Origin of the sequence: Nonomuraea wenchangensis (assembly GCF_900111685.1) — a bacterium.
In the GTDB taxonomy this organism is placed as follows: Bacteria; Actinomycetota; Actinomycetes; order Streptosporangiales; family Streptosporangiaceae; genus Nonomuraea; species Nonomuraea wenchangensis.
Genome location: NZ_FOHX01000021.1, coordinates 148,142 through 164,560, shown reverse-complemented (window position 1 = coordinate 164,560; position 16,419 = coordinate 148,142). Strand labels below are relative to the sequence as shown.

The 16,419-nt window shown below is 72.4% G+C and carries 15 protein-coding genes; 9 read left to right on the top strand and 6 right to left on the bottom strand.

Annotated features, from left to right (window positions below; all coding sequences use genetic code 11):
- The first annotated feature begins 109 nt into the window (after nucleotides 1-109).
- The 7 genes from BMW85_RS41745 (at nucleotide 110) to BMW85_RS41715 (ending at nucleotide 8,462) form a co-directional block, all read left to right on the top strand.
- Entirely contained in the window at nucleotides 110-478 is a 369-nt protein-coding gene (locus BMW85_RS41745; RefSeq protein WP_143082586.1) for a hypothetical protein, read from the top strand.
- Nucleotides 479-681: 203 nt separating this feature from the next.
- Nucleotides 682-1,872 carry an L-2-hydroxyglutarate oxidase gene (gene lhgO / locus BMW85_RS41740; protein WP_091092809.1) on the top strand — a complete coding sequence of 397 codons (1,191 nt, stop codon included), beginning with the start codon at nucleotides 682-684 and terminating at the stop codon, nucleotides 1,870-1,872.
- A 13-nt stretch (nucleotides 1,873-1,885) separates the two neighbouring features.
- A complete protein-coding gene (locus tag BMW85_RS41735; protein WP_091092807.1) occupies nucleotides 1,886-2,581 on the top strand; it encodes a response regulator transcription factor in 696 nt (231 codons plus the stop codon).
- A 29-nt stretch (nucleotides 2,582-2,610) separates the two neighbouring features.
- Entirely contained in the window at nucleotides 2,611-3,993 is a 1,383-nt protein-coding gene (locus BMW85_RS41730) for a sensor histidine kinase (RefSeq protein ID WP_245775375.1), read from the top strand.
- Nucleotides 3,994-4,058: 65 nt separating this feature from the next.
- Entirely contained in the window at nucleotides 4,059-4,718 is a 660-nt protein-coding gene (locus BMW85_RS41725; RefSeq protein WP_091092869.1) for a response regulator transcription factor, read from the top strand.
- Nucleotides 4,719-4,932: 214 nt separating this feature from the next.
- Nucleotides 4,933-6,822 (top strand): ABC transporter, encoded by a 1,890-nt coding sequence (locus tag BMW85_RS41720; RefSeq protein WP_091092804.1) that lies wholly within the window; start codon nucleotides 4,933-4,935, stop codon nucleotides 6,820-6,822.
- Nucleotides 6,819-8,462 carry a YfjP family GTPase gene (locus tag BMW85_RS41715; protein WP_091092802.1) on the top strand — a complete coding sequence of 548 codons (1,644 nt, stop codon included), beginning with the start codon at nucleotides 6,819-6,821 and terminating at the stop codon, nucleotides 8,460-8,462. The genes BMW85_RS41720 and BMW85_RS41715 overlap by 4 nt, the downstream gene beginning before the upstream one ends.
- Nucleotides 8,463-8,471: 9 nt before the next feature.
- On the opposite strand, the gene BMW85_RS41710 is transcribed toward BMW85_RS41715, so the two are convergent.
- The 4 genes from BMW85_RS41710 to tdh form a co-directional block, all read right to left on the bottom strand.
- On the bottom strand, nucleotides 8,472-8,873 hold the full coding sequence (locus BMW85_RS41710) for a hypothetical protein (protein ID WP_218156164.1): 402 nt from the start codon (nucleotides 8,871-8,873) through the stop codon (nucleotides 8,472-8,474).
- Nucleotides 8,874-8,942: 69 nt separating this feature from the next.
- The gene (locus BMW85_RS41705) at nucleotides 8,943-9,863 is read right to left on the bottom strand and encodes a LysR family transcriptional regulator (RefSeq protein ID WP_091092799.1); all 921 of its coding nucleotides are present in this window, start codon (nucleotides 9,861-9,863) and stop codon (nucleotides 8,943-8,945) included.
- 56 nt (nucleotides 9,864-9,919) lie between these two features.
- On the bottom strand, nucleotides 9,920-11,089 hold the full coding sequence (locus tag BMW85_RS41700) for a glycine C-acetyltransferase (protein WP_091092797.1): 1,170 nt from the start codon (nucleotides 11,087-11,089) through the stop codon (nucleotides 9,920-9,922).
- The gene (gene tdh / locus BMW85_RS41695; RefSeq protein WP_218156163.1) at nucleotides 11,089-12,189 is read right to left on the bottom strand and encodes an L-threonine 3-dehydrogenase; all 1,101 of its coding nucleotides are present in this window, start codon (nucleotides 12,187-12,189) and stop codon (nucleotides 11,089-11,091) included. The genes BMW85_RS41700 and tdh overlap by 1 nt, the downstream gene beginning before the upstream one ends.
- A gap of 162 nt (nucleotides 12,190-12,351) precedes the next feature.
- On the opposite strand from tdh, the gene BMW85_RS41690 reads away from it, so the two are divergent.
- Nucleotides 12,352-13,485: an ROK family transcriptional regulator gene (locus tag BMW85_RS41690; protein ID WP_091092795.1), complete on the top strand. Its 1,134-nt coding sequence runs from the start codon at nucleotides 12,352-12,354 to the stop codon at nucleotides 13,483-13,485.
- A 138-nt stretch (nucleotides 13,486-13,623) separates the two neighbouring features.
- Entirely contained in the window at nucleotides 13,624-14,802 is a 1,179-nt protein-coding gene (locus tag BMW85_RS41685) for a Gfo/Idh/MocA family protein (RefSeq protein ID WP_091092793.1), read from the top strand.
- 49 nt (nucleotides 14,803-14,851) lie between these two features.
- Here the strand turns inward: BMW85_RS41685 and BMW85_RS41680 are convergent, their stop codons facing one another.
- On the bottom strand, nucleotides 14,852-15,928 hold the full coding sequence (locus BMW85_RS41680; protein ID WP_091092791.1) for an SPFH domain-containing protein: 1,077 nt from the start codon (nucleotides 15,926-15,928) through the stop codon (nucleotides 14,852-14,854).
- Between the two features lie 2 nt (nucleotides 15,929-15,930).
- The gene (locus BMW85_RS41675; protein ID WP_091092790.1) at nucleotides 15,931-16,362 is read right to left on the bottom strand and encodes an NfeD family protein; all 432 of its coding nucleotides are present in this window, start codon (nucleotides 16,360-16,362) and stop codon (nucleotides 15,931-15,933) included.
- Nucleotides 16,363-16,419: the final 57 nt, after the last annotated feature.

The following is a 16,419-nucleotide window of genomic DNA, read 5'->3' as shown; positions in this document are numbered from 1 at the left end:
GGAGGCAGGCCGCACTCCGTGATGCCTTTCCGTTTACGATCATCAGAAGCCCCACCCGCGACGATCACCTGGAGGCGCGGTGTCGGACGGCGTTTCTCGCCGGGGAGCGTTGACGTTCTTCGGCGTCCTCGCCCTCGCGGGCGTCGTGACGGTGGCGTTCGTGGTCTTCCGCTGCAGTGACGACCAGTGGTTCCTCCGCGCATCCGCGGAGATCGAGGCGTCCGCCCGCACCATGCGGGACGGCGAGCGGCTCGGCCCCCGCACCGTCGGCGGGATGGCGTTCGAGGAGGTCCGCCGTGAGCATGGGGTGGTCGTCTTCCAGCAGGGCGACCATTTGCACAGCCTCTACGGCTACGCCTGGAGTCCGCAGGGCGAACCAGCGCGGCTTCTCGAGGACGTGGAGTGGTCGGAGGATCACGTCGATCACTCCTTCAAGCACCTGCGGGGCGCCTTCTACTCCTGGGTCGGGGGGCGCTGACGCCCGCGTCCGGTACGAGCCGCCGGGCGCCGCGGGTTTACGGTGGTGGTGGCCGGCGAGCCGGCGGTGGAACTGTCCGTCGCTCGGAGCGTGCCCCAAGAGTGGCTGAACGCCGTTGCCCGGTTCCTCCGCTGAGGTCCGCGCGTCGTACCAATGCGCCCCGATATGGCGGAGACGGGCGGTAAGCCGGGAAAATCGGTCATGTGACGGAGAGAATCGGGATCGTGGGCGCCGGGATCGTCGGGCTGGCGGTGGCGCGTGAGCTCGCCGCCACCCGGGGCGCCGAGGTGACGGTGCTGGAGAAGGAGGACGGCGTCGCCGCCCACCAGACCGGGCACAACAGCGGCGTCGTCCACGCGGGCATCTACTACCCGCCCGGCTCGCTCAAGGCCAGGCTGTGCCGGGAGGGCGTGGCGCTGCTCAAGGACTACTGCGCGGCGCACGGGCTGCCGTACGAGGAGGTGGGCAAGCTCGTCGTGGCGAGCACCCACGCCGAGCGGGCCGGCCTCGCCGCGCTGGCCGAGCGGGCCCGTGCGAACGGCGTCCCCGGCATCGCCGAGCTGGACGCGCTGGGGCTGCGCGAGGTCGAGCCGCACGCGGTCGGCGTCGGCGCGGTGCACTCCCCGCACACCGCGATCTGCGACTTCCCCGCCGTCGCCCGCCGGCTCGCCAGGGACGTCGAGGAGCTGGGCGGGTCCGTACGCCTCGCGCACGCCGTACGCGGCGTCCGCGAGCGCGCGGGCGGCGTGCAGGTGCTGGCCGCCGGCCGGATCTTCACCTTCGACCGCCTGGTGGTCTGCGGCGGGCTCGGCACGGACGCCTTGGCCGCGATGGCCGGGCGGCCGGGGGAGGTGCGGATCGTCCCGTTCCGTGGTGAGTACTACGCGCTTCAGGGCGCGGCGAAGGAGCTCGTACGCGGGCTGATCTATCCGGTGCCCGATCCGCGCTACCCGTTCCTGGGGGTGCATCTGACCCGTACGGTCGGCGGCGAGGTGCTGGTGGGGCCGAACGCGGTGCTGGCGCTCGCGTACGAGGGCTACAACTGGCGTAAGTTCGGAAATATCCGGCAAATTCTCGGGTGGCCCGGCACGCTGCGCCTGGCCCGGCAGCACTGGCGCACCGGGATCAAGGAGGTGCGCGGCAGCCTCGCCAAGGGGGCTTTCGTCCGGGCCGCCCGCCGCTACGTGCCCGAGCTGAACGCCGCCGACCTGGTGCGCGCGCCCGGTGGAGTCCGCGCCCAAGCCGTGGCCAGGGACGGCCGGCTGGTGGACGACTTCGTCGTGGACGTGCACGGCAACGTGGTGCTGGTGCGCAACGCCCCGTCGCCCGCGGCCACGTCGAGCCTGGCGATCGCCAAGCATGTTGCCGGAATTGTCCCAGCACTCGTCCGATAAGGGCATCCTTGTCATGATGGAATCACGCCTGTTGATCGTCGAGGATGACCCCAACATCCTCGAACTCCTCGCCGCGAGCCTCAGGTTCGCGGGTTTCGACGTGACCACGGCGAAGAGCGGCGTCGACGCCGTCGCCGCCGTGCAACGACACCGCCCCGACCTCGTCGTGCTCGACGTCATGCTGCCCGACCTGGACGGTTTCGAGATCGTCAGGCGGCTGCGCGGCGGCGGGCTGCACACGCCGGTGGTGTTCCTGACCGCCCGTGACGAGACCGAGGACAAGATCCGCGGCCTCACGATCGGCGGCGACGACTACGTGACCAAGCCGTTCAGCCTGGAGGAGGTGATCGCGCGCATCCACGCGGTGCTCCGCCGTACCAGCGGCGACCAGCCGGCCGCGCCGCCGCGGCTGACGTTCGCCGACATCGAGCTGGACGAGGAGAGCCACGAGGTGTGGCGCGGAGGCGCCGCCGTGCCGCTGTCGCCGACCGAGTTCAAGCTGCTGCGCTACTTCATGACGAACGCCGGCCGCGTCCTGTCCAAGCCGCAGATCCTCGACCACGTCTGGGACTACGACTTCCGCGGCGAGGTGGGCATCGTCGAGTCGTACGTGTCCGTGCTCCGCCGCAAGATCGACAACCGGAGCCCCCGCCTCATCCACACCCTGCGGGGCGTCGGATACGTGCTGCGCCTGCCCCCGAGCTCCTGATGACCCGGCTACCGCTGAGGATCAAGCTGATGGCGTCCATGCTGGCGCTGCTCGGCTTCGGCATGGTCTTCATCGGCCTGGTCAGCGTGTCGGTGCTGCACGGCTACCTCATCGACCGCGTGGACGGGCAGCTCACGCTGCTCAGCGAGCGCATGCACAAGAAGATCCTCAACGACCGGCGCAACGACAGGGAGACCCCCGAGCGGCCCATCCTCATCGAGTCGGACGCGATCGTCCTGGTCAAGGAGCCCGGCGGCGACTTCGTGCCGATGCTGACCGACCGCGACGTGGACGCCAAGCCCAAGCCCCTCCTCGCCGGCGCGCCCCGCCAGGACGCCTACACCGCACAAGCCGGCAGCGGCGACGGCGAATGGCGGGTGCTGGAGCGGGAGGTGCGGCGCACCACGCTCGTCGTCGCCGTGGACCTGGAGGAGGTCGACGCGATCACCAAGCGGCTCGTGCTCATCGAGCTGCTGGGCGGCGGCGGCAGCCTGCTCATCCTCGCCGTCGTGGGCGTCACCATCGTCCGGCGCAGCATGCGCCCGCTCGCCCAGATCGAGCGCACCGCCGAGGCCATCGCCGGCGGCGAGCTGGGCCGCCGGGTCCCCGACGCCGACCCCCGTACGGAGGTGGGCAGCCTGGCGAGGTCGCTCAACGGCATGCTCGCCCAGATCGAGGCCGCGTTCGCCGCCCGTTCGGCCTCCGAGGAGGCGGCCCGGCGCTCCGAGGACCGCATGCGCCAGTTCGTCGGCGACGCCTCCCACGAGCTGCGCACCCCCCTCACCTCCATCCGCGGCTTCGCCGAGTACGCCCGCCAGAACCCCTCCGCCGACCCCGTCGAGCTCATGCAGCGCGTGGAGAAGGCGGCCGGCCGGATGAGCCTGCTGGTGGACGACCTGCTCCTGCTGGCCAGGGTGGACCAGCAGCGTCCGCTGCGGATGCGCCCGGTGGACATGCTGGCGCTGGCCGCCGACGCCGTGCAGGACGCCCGGATCATCGCGCCCGACCGTACGATCAAGCTCGACGTCGTCGGCGGCGCGGCCCTGATCGTCTCCGGCGACGAGGTACGCCTGCGCCAGGTCGTCAGCAACCTCGTCACCAACGCCATCGTCCACACCGAGCCCGCCTCGCCGATCATCGTCAGGGTCGGCGCCGGCGGCGAGCAGGTCTTCCTGGAGGTCGCCGACCAGGGCCCCGGGCTCACCCCGGAGCAGGTCGAGCACGTCTTCGAGCGCTTCTACCGGGCCGACTCCGCCCGCGCCCGCCGCCGCTCGACCGAGGAACGGGGCAGCGGGCTCGGCCTCGCCATCGTCCAGGCGCTCGTACGGGCCCACGGCGGCGAGGTCACCGTGACCAGCACCGTCGAGGACGGCTCCACGTTCCGGGTCGAACTCCCACTAGCTTTGGAGTGACCGTTCAGCTAACCCTCAGGTCGTTTTGTCACTGTAAGTAGGTGACGAAACCCGAGGCGCTGATCATGGTGGTGGACGACGAACCCAGCATCAGGGACCTGCTCTCCGCCAGCCTGCGCTTCTCCGGGTTCGAGGTCCTGACCGCCGCCGACGGGCAGGAGGCCGTCGAGGTGGCCGAACGCGCCTCGCCCGACCTCGTGGTGCTCGACGTGATGCTCCCCGACCTCGACGGCCTGGAGGTCGCCAAGCGGATCGACGCGCCCGTGCTCTTCCTCACCGCCCGCGACGCCACCGAGGACAAGATCGCCGGCCTGCGGGTGGGCGACGACTACGTGACCAAGCCGTTCAGCCTGGAGGAGGTGCAGGCCCGCATCCGGGCGGTGCTCCGCCGCACCCGCGTCGAGGGCGCGCCCGCCACCCGGCTCAAGGTCGCCGACCTGGAGCTGGACGAGGACTCCCGCGAGGTCTGGCGCGGCGGCCGGCAGGTGCGGCTGTCGCCGACCGAGTTCAAGCTGCTGCACTACTTCATGGTCAACGCCGGGCGGGTGCTGTCGAAGGCGCAGATCCTCGACCACGTCTGGAACTACGACTTCGGCGGCGACGCAGGCGTGGTGGAGTCGTACGTGTCCTACCTGCGGCGCAAGGTGGACGACGTCGAGCCGCGGCTCATCCACACCCTGCGCAGCGTCGGCTACGTGCTTCGCGAGCCGCCGCCGGCCGGCTGACTCCGCCCTGACATGATCTCGGCTCGCAGCTCCGCCGCGATCTGCTGATGACGAGGACGTGGATCGGGCCGCCTTGCCGAGCTGTCAGGTCTCCTTGCCGATGGTCGTCTGTCACGGTACCGCTCCGCACAGCGACGCTCGCTCAGCGGCACGGAGGTGTGCCGGCCTCGGCTTCCCCCGCTGAACCGGCCCGCGCGTGGGTAGCGTGAGGCGTATGGATCTGCTGGGCGCGTTGGAGGCGTTGCGCCGGCCGCTGGAGCGCGAGCTGTTCCCGCTGGCGATCGGCGAGGCGGCGGCGGACCGGCGCGCGCTGCGCGAGCTGACCGGGCAGCTCGACGACTACCTGCTGCCGAGGTTGCGGGCGATCGACGCGCCGCTGCTGGCCGTCGTCGGCGGCTCCACCGGGGCGGGCAAGTCCACGCTGGTCAACTCGCTGGTCGGCGCGGACGTGGCCGAGCCGGGCGTGTTGCGGCCCACCACGCTGACGCCCACGCTCGTGGTCAACCCCGCCGACCGGTCCTGGTTCATGGGGCAGAACGTGCTTCCCGGGCTGTCCCGCGCCACCGGTGAGGGCCCCGGCGCGCTGCGCGTGGTGACCTCCGACGCGGTCGGGGCCGGGCTGGCGCTGCTCGACGCGCCCGACATCGACTCCGTCGTCACCGCCAACCGGGAGCTGGCCGCGCAGCTTCTCGCCGCCGCCGATCTGTGGTTGTTCGTCACGACCGCCGCCCGGTACGCCGACGAGGTGCCGTGGAGCTTCCTGCGTTCGGCCCGCGAACGGAGCACGGCGCTCGCCGTGGTGCTCGACCGGGTGTCGCGGGAGGCCGTCGAGCCGGTGGCCCGCGACCTCAACCGGCTGCTCGCCGAGAACGGGCTCGACGGCACCCGCCTGTTCACCGTCCCCGAGGCGCCCTTGCCGGACGAGCGGGCGCGCCTGCCCGAGGAGTACGTACGCCCCATCGCCGACTGGCTCAACGGCCTGGCCGAGGACGCCGCCGAGCGCGCCCGCGTCGTACGCCAGACGCTCTCCGGCGCGCTGGACAGCCTGGAGACCCGGGTGCCGGCCCTGGCCACGGCGGTCGCCCGGCAGCAGGCGGGGTTCGACGGGCTGCGCGCGATCGTCTCGAACGCGTACGCGGGCGGCCTCGCCGACTTCGACGGCGGCATGCGCGACGGCTCGCTGCTGCGCGGCGAGGTGCTGGCCCGCTGGCAGGACTTCATCGGCACCGGAGACCTCATGCGTACGCTGGAGAGCCGCGTCGGCCGGCTGCGCGACCGCGTCGTGGGCTTCTTCACCGGGCGAGTGCCGGAGACGCAGCTCAAGGAGGCGCTGGAGAGCGGAGTCGAGTCGCTGATCAGGGCCTCCGCCGACGGGTCCGCCGAGCGGGCGCTGGAAGGCTGGTCCGCCGCGCCCGGCGGCGCGGGGCTGCTCGAGCGGCTCGGGCCCGTCGAGTCGGCCCGGCTCGGGCGGGCCTCGCCCGACCTCGGCAGGCGGACGGAGGCGGCGGTGCGTGGCTGGCAGGAGTTCGTGCTCGACCTGGTGCGCGGCGAGGGCGCCGAGCGGCGTACGGCGGCCCGGGTGGCCTCGTTCGGGGTGAACGGGGCGGGGCTGCTGCTCATGCTGGGGGTGTTCGCGTCGACGGGCGGGCTGACCGGGATCGAGGTGGGGATCGCGGGCGGCACGAGCCTGCTGTCGCAGAAGGTGCTGGAGGCCGTCTTCGGCGACCAGGCGGTCCGTACGCTGACCGTCACGGCCCGCGAGGACCTGCGCGAACGGGTCCGCGCGCTGCTGGCGGAGGAGGCGGCCCGCTTCGACGTCCTCCTGGAGACCGCCGAGCCGCCGAAGGGCACGGCCGAGCAGCTCGACGAGGCTCTTGCCGAGATCCGTGCCCAGCGGGCGCGACGGGCGGACCTCCCGGCGCCGGCCGCACGACCGGCCGTGGAGAGCGCTACGCCACCGGCTGTGGAGGACGCCGAGCGGCCATCCGTGGAGAGCGTCGCGCGACCGGCCGTGGAGGCCGCGCCGCCGCCTCCGGGGGCGCGGCCGTCCGCCGCCACCGTGGAGCTGCCGGTCCAGCCCGGCGCCGAGGAGGAGGGCCGGTGAAGCTGCTGCGACGCAAGGAGGGGCCGTCCCTCGACACACGGGTGAGCGCGCTGCTGGAGGCGGCCACGCTCGGCGAGGGCCGGCTGCCCGAGGAGGCGGTGACCGCCGCGCGGGCCGTCGCCGAGCGGGCGGGAGCGCGCGCCGGGCTGTCCCTCGACCACACCGTGGCCGCGCTGGCCGGGGCCACCGGCAGCGGCAAGTCGTCCCTCTACAACGCGCTGGCGGGGCAGGAGCTGGCGGCGGTCGGCGTCACCCGGCCCACGACCTCGACCGCGCAGGCGGCGCTCTGGGACGGCGAGGGCGCGGGCCCGCTGCTCGACTGGCTGGACGTCCCGCACCGCCACTCCGCCGCGGACGCGGACGGGTCCGGGCTCGTCCTGCTGGACCTGCCCGACCACGACTCGATCCGGCTCTCCCACCGGCTGGAGGTGGACCGCCTGGTCGAGCTGGTCGATCTGCTGGTGTGGGTGGTGGACCCGCAGAAGTACGCCGACGCGGCCCTGCACGAACGCTACCTGCGCCCGCTGGCCGGGCACCGGGACGTGATGCTGGTGGTGCTCAACCAGGTCGACCGGCTGCCGCCGCAGGCCGTCGAACGCTGCGTCGGCGACCTGCGGCGGCTGCTGGAGGGTGATGGGCTGCCGAACGTACCGGTGCTGGCCGTCTCCGCCCGTACGGGTGAGGGGATGGCCGGGCTGCGGGAGGTGCTGGGCGAGCGGGTGGCGGCCCGCAGGTCGTGGGCGGCCCGCCTGGGCGCCGACGTCGCCGCTGCCGCCGCCCACCTGAGCGCTGCCGGGGGTGACGTACCGGCACCCGGGGAGCCGGAGAGAGGGCTCGACAAGGGGCTCAGGGCGGCGCTCGCGCGGGCCGCAGGGGTGCCGCTGGTGGTGGAGGCCGTGGCCAAGGGGCACCGGCATCGGGCGGTGGTGGCGACCGGGTGGCCGGTCACCCGCTGGCTGCGGCGTTTCCGCCCCGACCCGCTGCGCCGGCTCCGGCTGGGCATGACGGCGGTCCAGAACGCGCGCCCCGAGCTCCCTTCATCAGAGGAGGCGGAGATCGTCGGGCGGACGTCCGTGCCGGGCGCGTCCGCCGTTCAGCGGGCGCAGGTCGAGACCGCGCTCAGGGACGTCGGCGAGTCCGCCGCCGCCGGCCTGCCCGCCCCCTGGGCTTCGACGGTGCGCCACGCGGCCCGCTCCCGCTCCGCCGAGCTGATCGACGCGGTGGACCGGGCGATCGCCACGACCTCGCTCGACGCGACCCGCCGCCCCCGCTGGTGGGGTGCGGTGAACGCGCTGCAGTGGCTGGTGTTCGCGGCCATGCTGGCGGGCGCGCTCTGGCTGGGGGCGCTGTTCGGGATGGACTACCTGCGCCTGCCGCAGCCGCCGCTCCCCACCGCGGGGCCCATTCCGTGGCCGACGGTGCTGCTGGCGGGCGGGGCGCTGGCGGGCGTGCTGGTCGCGCTGCTGTCCCGGCTGCTGGCCTGGCTGGGTGGCCGCCGCCGCGCCCGCCGTACGGGGCGGGCGTTGCGGGCGGCCATCGCCGAGGTGAGCGACAAGCTCGTGCTGGAGCCCGTACGGGAGGAGCTGGACCGGCACGCCCGCTTCACCGAGGCGCTCCGCCTGGCCCGTGCCGAGGTGTGAGGGCCGGGGTCAGCCGCAGTGCTCCCAGCCGCTCTCCCACCACGAGCCGCCGTACGAGCCGCCCCACTTGACGCACTTGCCGGGGGCGTTGACCTTGACCGGTCCGGCGTAGTAGCGGTAGTAGTCCGCGTCCACCTTGCCCTCCCCGCCGTACGGCCAGATCACGGCGCGCACCCACGTGGTGTTGCCCGCCGCGCCCGTCTTCCACGTCACCACGCAGTTGGTGGTGCCGTTGTAGAGCAGGTAGGTGACGGCGCTGGAGCCGAAGGCGTGGCTGTCGATGACGTGGTAGCTGCCGCCGCCGCACGCGCCGATGGGCGTGGACGCGGCGGCGGCCGGGCCGCTCAGGGTCACTGACGCGGCGAGGGCGGCCGCGAGGCCGAGGGAGAGGGTGGCGCTCCGCTTGATCATGCGCACTCGGGATTCCTTCGATGTGATCCGATGTGAAGATCAACCATAGGGCACCAATGCACCTATAAATCAGGATGTTTCGGGCGCGGGGCCGCCGATCGAGGACGCCACCTCGCGCAACGCCCCCAGCACCGGCCGCACGACCGGATGCGAGTCGGCCCCCCGGCGCACGGCGGCGAAGACGCGCCGCTCGGCCGCCCCCTGCGTACGGCGTACGACCACGCCGTCCTTGGCCATGTCCCGCAGCGCCAGCCGGGGCACGAGCGCCACCCCGGCCCCCGCCCCGACCAGCGCCACCACGGCGCGGAAGTCGTCGGAGCAGTGGGCGACGTTGGGCGTGAAGCCCGCCTGCTGGCAGGCGAACGTGATCACGTCGTGCACCGGATTGCCCGGATAGGGGCCGATCCACCGCTCGGCGGACAGCGACACCAGCGTGGCCGAGTCCGCCAGCGGATGGTCGCGGGGCAGCACCAGGTCGAACGGCTCGGCGTACAGCGGCAGCCGGGACAGCCGCCCGTCGGCGGCGTCAGGAGCCCCGCGGTACTCGACCGCGACGGCGAGGTCGGCCGCCGAGTCGAGCAGCATGGCGAGCCCCTGGTCGCCCTCGGCGTCGAGCACCCGCACCTGGATGCCGGGCGTGCTCGCGCGCAGCGCCGCGATGGCGGGGGAGAGCACGGCGCTGATCGCCGTGGCGAAGCAGGCGACGGTGACCTCGCCGGCCTCGCCCGCGGCGTAGGCGGCCACGTCGGCGCGGGCCCGTTCGAGCTGGGCCAGCACCTCGTTGGCGTGCCCGAGCATGATCCGGCCGACCGCCGTGAGCCGCACGCCGCGCCCGTCGCGGGTGAACAGCCGGTGCCCCACCTCGTGCTCCAGCGCGACGAGCTGCTGCGACACGGCCGACGGCGTGAGGTGCAGCGCGGCCGCCGCGGCGGTGACCGTGCCGTGGTCGGCCACGGCACGGAGCGTGCGCAGCCGCCGCGTGTCTATCACGCAGGTGAGGATACTCAGCTGCGTGCGCGTACGAATCAGCTGCGTGCCCGCACGAATCAGCCGCGCGCCCGCACGAAGGCGTCCACCGCCCGGTCGACGTCCTCCTCGCGGTGCGCGGCCGAGAGCTGCACCCGGATCCGCGCCCGCCCGTGCGGCACCACCGGGTAGGAGAACCCGACGACGTAGATCCCGAGGTCGAGCAGGCGCTCGGCCATCGCGCCCGCCTCGGCCGCGTCGCCGATCATGACCGGCACGATCGGGTGGTCGCCGGGCAGGATGTCGAAGCCGGCCTCGGTCATCTTCGCGCGGAAGCGCGCGGTGTTGGCGCGCAGCCGCTCGCGGGCCTCGCTGGTGGTCTCCAGCAGGTCGAGGATGCGCAGCGAGGCGGCGGCGATGACCGGCGCGAGGGAGTTGGAGAACAGGTAGGGGCGCGAGCGCTGGCGCAGCAGCGCGCAGATCTCCGCGCGGGCCGCGACGTAGCCGCCGCTGGCCCCGCCGAGCGCCTTGCCGAGCGTGCCGGTGATGATGTCCACGCGGTCGGTGACGCCGTGCAGCTCCGGCGTGCCGCGGCCGGTGGGGCCGACGAAGCCGACGGCGTGCGAGTCGTCCACCATGACCATGGCGTCGTAGCGGTCGGCGAGGTCACAGATCTCGCGCAGCGGGGCGACGTAGCCGTCCATGGAGAAGACGCCGTCGGTGACGATGAGCCGCCGCCGCGCCTCCGACGACTCCTTCAGCCGGGCCTCCAGCTCGGCCATGTCGCGGTTGGCGTAGCGCAGGCGCTGGGCCTTCGACAGGCGGATGCCGTCGATGATGCTGGCGTGGTTGAGCGCGTCGGAGATGACCGCGTCCTGGGCGTCGAGCAGCGTCTCGAAGACGCCGCCGTTGGCGTCGAAGCACGAGCTGTAGAGGACGGTGTCCTCCATGCCGAGGAAGTCCGACAGCCGGGACTCCAGCTCCTTGTGCACCTCTTGGGTGCCGCAGATGAAGCGTACGGAGGCCATGCCGAACCCCCACCGGTCCAGCGCCTCCTTGGCCGCCGCGACCACCTCGGGGTGGTCGGCGAGGCCCAGGTAGTTGTTGGCGCAGAAGTTGAGCACCTCGCGCCCGGCCACGCCGACCTCGGCGCTCTGCGGGGTGGTGATCACCCGCTCGGGCTTGAGCAGCCCGGCCTCGGCGATCTCGTCGAGGGTCGCCCGCAGCTGCCCGCGCACGTTGCTGAACATCAAGCGCTCCTGTTCATGGTCGCGGCCGCTTCGGCCTCCGTTGGCTCGTGCCTCGCTCTCTCCGGCCGAGCTCCTCCGCTCCAGTCCAGAATGACCTTGCCGGTGCGGCCGCCCGCCGCCGTGTCGAAGGCCGCGTCGAAGTCGCGGTAGTCGAACCTGTGGGTGATGACGGGGGAGAGGTCGAGCCCCTTCTCCAGCAGGACGGACATGTTGTACCAGGTCTCGAACATCTCCCTGCCGTAGATCCCCTTGATGGTGATCATGGAGGTGACGACCGTGGCCCAGTCGATCGCGAACTCCTCGGCGGGCAGCCCGAGCATGGCGATCCTGCCGCCGTGCGTCATGTGCGCGATCATGTCGCGCACCGCCGCCGGGTTGCCGGACATCTCCAGCCCGACGTCGAAGCCCTCGCGCATCTGGAGCCGGCGCATGCCCTCCTCGATGGAGGAGCGGGAGACGTTGAGCGCGAGCGAGACCCCGAGCTTGGCGGCCAGGTCGAGCCGCTCGTCGCTGACGTCGGTGATCATCACGTTGCGCGCGCCGACGTGGGTGGCGACGGCCGCCGCCATCAGGCCGATCGGGCCGGCGCCGGTGATCAGGACGTCCTCGCCGACCAGGGGGAAGGACAGCGCGGTGTGCACGGCGTTGCCGAACGGGTCGAAGATGGCCGCGATGTCGGGGTGGACCGGGGTGCGGTGCACCCACACGTTGGTGGCGGGGAGGGTGACGTACTCGGCGAACGCGCCGTCCCTGTTGACCCCGAGGCCGATCGTGTTGCGGCACAGGTGGCGGCGGCCGGCCATGCAGTTGCGGCACTTGCCGCAGACCAGGTGGCCCTCGCCGCTGACGAGGTCGCCGAGGGCGACGTCCTCGACGCCGGGCGCCACCTCGACCACGTGACCGCTGAACTCGTGCCCGGCGACGAGGGGCAGCTTCAGTGTGTTCCTGGCCCAGTCGTCGTACTTGCGGATGTGCAGGTCGGTGCCGCAGATGCCGGTGCGCAGCACCCGGATCTTCACCTCGCCGGGCCCCACCTCCGGCTCCGGGACGTCCAGCAGCCACAGACCGGGCTCGGCCTTCTCCTTGACCAGCGCTTTCATGGCCCTCTCTCCCCCTAGGTCGAACCTAACGCACTGTGCCCGGTCCACTCGTGAGGTGTCCATCGAGGACTTCTTAAGTGCCCCCACAGCTCAGCTTCACGCGGGCCCACGAGCAGGCACAATTACGCAATAGGCTTGAAGATGACTCGATGTGGAGGTCACGTGCGACAGCAGAGCGGCGACGCCTCCCTCCTGCGCAGGCTCAACTCGGCGGCGATCCTGCGCGTGCTGCGCGAGGTGGACGTCGCCACGCTGTCGGAGCTGGCCAGGGCCGTCCGGGTGTCGCGGCCGACGGCCGAGGCCATCGTGGACGACCTGATCGCCGAGGGCTGGGCCGAGGAGTGGACGGAGGACGACGGCGACCGGCAGCGCGGGCGGCCGGCCCGGCGGTTCAGGTTCCGGTCGGGGGCCGGGCACGTGCTCGGCGTCTCCATCGGCGGCTCCAGCGTGCGGGCCATGGTGGCCGACCTCGCGGGCACGGTGACGGCCTCCGGCTGCGTGCCCACCCACCGGCACCTGAGCGCGGCCGAGCGGCTGGACGCGGCGACCGCGCTGGCCGCCGAGACGGCCGGCCGGGCGGGCCTGGCGCTGGAGGGCCTGGCCGCCGCCGGCGTCGGCACCACCGGCACCGTGGACGCGGCGGGCCGGGTGGTCAAGAGCGTCGCGCTGGACGACTGGACGGGGCTCGACCTGCGCGGCGAGCTGGCCCGCAGGCTGCCCGTCCCCGTGCTGGTGGACAACGACATGCGCCTCGCGGTGCTGGCCGAGCACTGGCGCGGCGCGGCGCGGGGCCGCTCCGACGTGGTCTACCTGTTCACCGGCGACCGCATCGGCATGGGCCTGCTGGTCGGCGGCCGGCCGCACCGGGGCGCGCACGCGGCCGGGGGCGAGATCGGCTCCCAGCCCAACGACAACTGGACGGCGTTCCGGCACGTCATGGACTACGCGATGGCGGCCGAGCCGGGTGAGCTGCGCTCGATGCGGCAGAGCGCCGACTTCGCGATCGCCCGGGCCCGCGCGGGCGAGGAGAAGGCCGCGACGGCCGTGCGCGAGCTGGCCCGCGGGCTGGCGGCGGGCCTGGTCACCGTGGTCAACCCGCTCGACCCCGAGATGGTGGTCATCGGCGGCGCGCTGGCCTCGGCCGGCGACCTGCTGGTGGAGCCGGTACGCGAGGTCTTCGAACGACACTGCCTGTATCCGCCCGAGGTCGTGGCCTCGGAGCTGGGCGACGACTGCATCGTGGTGGGCGCGGTCCGCCTGGCCCTCGACCACGCCGACCAGCACCTTTTTAAGTAGACCACTTACGATTAGCGGCGTAACGATCCGGACTCAAAGCCCTAACGGGACAAAACGCCATCCTATTAAAGCTAGTTGCTTTCATAATTCACCGCTAGCCTCCAAGTCCACGTCATGCTCGAACGAGGAAGGACTCTTGTGAAAGACCTGCGCATCGGAGTCATCGGTCTCGGCCTGCGGACGAGCCTCGCGCTGCACGCGCACCGCCCCGGCGGCGGATCGGTCGTGGCCGCGCTCTGCGACTCCGACCCCGCGGTGCTCAAGAGCCAGTCGGCCCGCTTCGAGGCGGACCTCCTCGCCGAGGACTACCGCGCACTCCTCGACCGGCCCGACCTCGACGCCGTCATCGTCAACACCCCCGACGACACCCACGAGCGCATCGCCATCGACTGCCTGGAGGCCGGCAAGGCCGTCTACCTGGAGAAGCCGATGGCGATCACCGTGGAGGGCTGCGACGCCGTCCTGCGCGCCGCCCGCCGCACCGGCACCCGCCTGTACGTCGGCCACAACATGCGCCACATGGGCGTGGTCCGGCTGATGCGCGACATCATCCGCAAGGGCGTCATCGGCGAGCCCAAGACCGTGTGGGTGCGGCACTTCGTCGGCTACGGCGGCGACTACTACTTCAAGGACTGGCACGCCGACCGCACCCGCACCACCGGCCTGCTGCTGCAGAAGGCGGCGCACGACCTCGACGTCGTCCACTGGCTGGCCGGCGGCTACACCACCCGGGTCAACGCGCTCGGCGACCTCATGGTCTACGGCGACCTGCCGCGCCGCGCCCCCGGCACCCCGCGCCCGGACGACTGGCTGCGCACGTACGAGTGGCCGCCCACCGCCCGCCGCGACCTGCACCACGTCGTGGACGTCGAGGACGTCTCCGTCATGAACATGCGCCTGGACAACGGCGTCATCGCCGCCTACCAGCAGTGCCACTTCTCGCCCGACTACGTACGCAACTACACCGTCATCGGCACCGAGGGGCGGCTGGAGAACTTCGGCGACGGTCCTGGCGACACGGTCAAGGTCTGGAACACCGGGCCGACCGGCTACCGGGACGACTGCGACATCGCCTACAAGGTCCCGCTGGCCGAGGGGTCGCACGGCGGCGCGGACGCCGAGATCATCGGCGAGTTCCGCAGGTTCGTCCGGGAAGGCGGGGCCACCGACACCTCGCCGGTGGCGGCGCGGATGAGCGTGGCGGCCGGCTACATGGCGACGATGTCGCTGCGCGACGGCGGCATGCCGTACGACGTGCCGCCGCTCGATCCCGGCCTGGCCGCGTACTTCGCGAACGGGCAGCGCGAGCCCGCATGAACGGCGACGGCCCGGCCCCCCGAGGGGACCGGGCCGGTCGGCCACGGGCTCAGCGTTCGGCCTCCTTGGGCTGCGGGTCGAGGTCCGGGAAGGGGGACGGCTCCTGGAGGGCCTGCGTGAGCTGGCGCGGACCCTTGGGCTCGGCCTCCTGGGCGTCGGCGACGGCCTCGGCCGCGGCCTCCGCCGCGCGGGCGGCGTCCTCGTCGGCCGCCGAGTGATCCGGAGCCTCCTCCTCGCGGGTCGCCGCCGAGCGCGGCAGCGCCTCGGTGAACGCCTTGGACACGCCCGTCAGCGCCGAGGTGACCTCGCTCGGGATCACCCAGAAGGTGTTGCCCTGCCCCTGGGCGAGCTGCGGCAGCACCTGGAGGTATTGGTAGGCGAGCAGCTTGGGGTCGGGGTCGTTGCGGTGCACGGCCTGGAAGACCTGGTCGATGGCCCGCGACTGGCCCTCGGCCTCCAGGATCGCCGCGGCCCGGGAGCCCTCGGCGCGCAGGATGCGGCTCTGCTTGTCGCCCTCGGCCGTGAGGATCTGCGACTGGCGCTGGCCCTCGGCGGTCAGGATCGCGGCCCGCTTGTCCCGCTCGGCCCGCATCTGCTTCTCCATCGCGTCCTTGATGGTCTTGGGCGGGTCGATCGCCTTGATCTCGACGCGGTTGACGCGGATGCCCCACTTGCCGGTGGCCTCGTCGAGCACGCCGCGCAACTGGCTGTTGATGGTGTCGCGCGAGGTCAGCGTCTTCTCCAGGTCCATCGAGCCGACGACGTTGCGCAGCGTGGTGACGGTGAGCTGCTCGACGGCCTGGATGTAGTTGGCGATCTCGTACGCCGCCGCCCGCGGGTCGGTGACCTGGAAGTAGAGCACCGTGTCGATCTCGACGACCAGGTTGTCCTCGGTGATGACCGGCTGCGGGCGGAACGAGACGACCTGCTCACGCAGATCGATCATGGGGTAGACGCGGTCGACGTACGGGATGACGAAGTTGAGCCCGGGTTTGAGCGTGCGGTGGTAACGACCGAGCCGCTCGACGTTGCGGGCCCGGGCCTGCGGCACGATCCGTACGGCCTTGAGCACGGTGAACACGACGAACAGGATGACGAAGATGCCGACCAGCAAGAGCGGATCCATGCCTACTCCCGGGGATATACGAGGGCGGTCGCGCCCTCGATCTCGATGATGTCTACGGTCGCCCCTTCGGGGATCACGAGTGTCTCGTCGTAGGCACGCGCCGACCATTCCTCGCCCCCGACGCGGATCCGCCCCTCACGCCCCGTCACCTCGGAGACCGTGTAGGCGGGCTTGCCGACCAGGGCCTCCACACCGAACCGCTGGAGCTGTGGCTGCTTGATGTGCCGCAGGGCGAACGGCCTGACGACCAGGAGACCGGCCGCGGAAGCGGCGGCGAAGAAGATTAACTGCAGCGGAACGGGCAGGCCGAGAGCGGCGGTCGCGGCGGTGATGAGGGCTGCCGCGCCGAGCAGCCCGAGAGCCGCCGTGAAGGTGAAAAGCTCCGCCACGCCGAGGACGACTGCGAGGATTACCCAGATGACCCATTCATCCATGTCCGGCCCTCCTCTTAGAACAACGGGCCCGTGCCGCGAGTGGTTCCCCCTCCCCTT

Bases quoted from the DNA above. Each gene is read 5' to 3' on its own strand.
- BMW85_RS41720 (WP_091092804.1), top strand. From the start codon at position 4,933: ATGGATCTGCTGGGCGCGTTGGAGGCGTTGCGCCGGCCGCTGGAGCGC.
- tdh (WP_218156163.1), bottom strand. From the start codon at position 12,189: ATGAAAGCGCTGGTCAAGGAGAAGGCCGAGCCCGGTCTGTGGCTGCTG.
- BMW85_RS41730 (WP_245775375.1), top strand. From the start codon at position 2,611: ATGGCGTCCATGCTGGCGCTGCTCGGCTTCGGCATGGTCTTCATCGGC.
- BMW85_RS41700 (WP_091092797.1), bottom strand. From the start codon at position 11,089: ATGTTCAGCAACGTGCGCGGGCAGCTGCGGGCGACCCTCGACGAGATC.
- BMW85_RS41725 (WP_091092869.1), top strand. From the start codon at position 4,059: ATGGTGGTGGACGACGAACCCAGCATCAGGGACCTGCTCTCCGCCAGC.
- BMW85_RS41710 (WP_218156164.1), bottom strand. From the start codon at position 8,873: ATGATCAAGCGGAGCGCCACCCTCTCCCTCGGCCTCGCGGCCGCCCTC.
- BMW85_RS41675 (WP_091092790.1), bottom strand. From the start codon at position 16,362: ATGGATGAATGGGTCATCTGGGTAATCCTCGCAGTCGTCCTCGGCGTG.
- BMW85_RS41680 (WP_091092791.1), bottom strand. From the start codon at position 15,928: ATGGATCCGCTCTTGCTGGTCGGCATCTTCGTCATCCTGTTCGTCGTG.
- BMW85_RS41735 (WP_091092807.1), top strand. From the start codon at position 1,886: ATGATGGAATCACGCCTGTTGATCGTCGAGGATGACCCCAACATCCTC.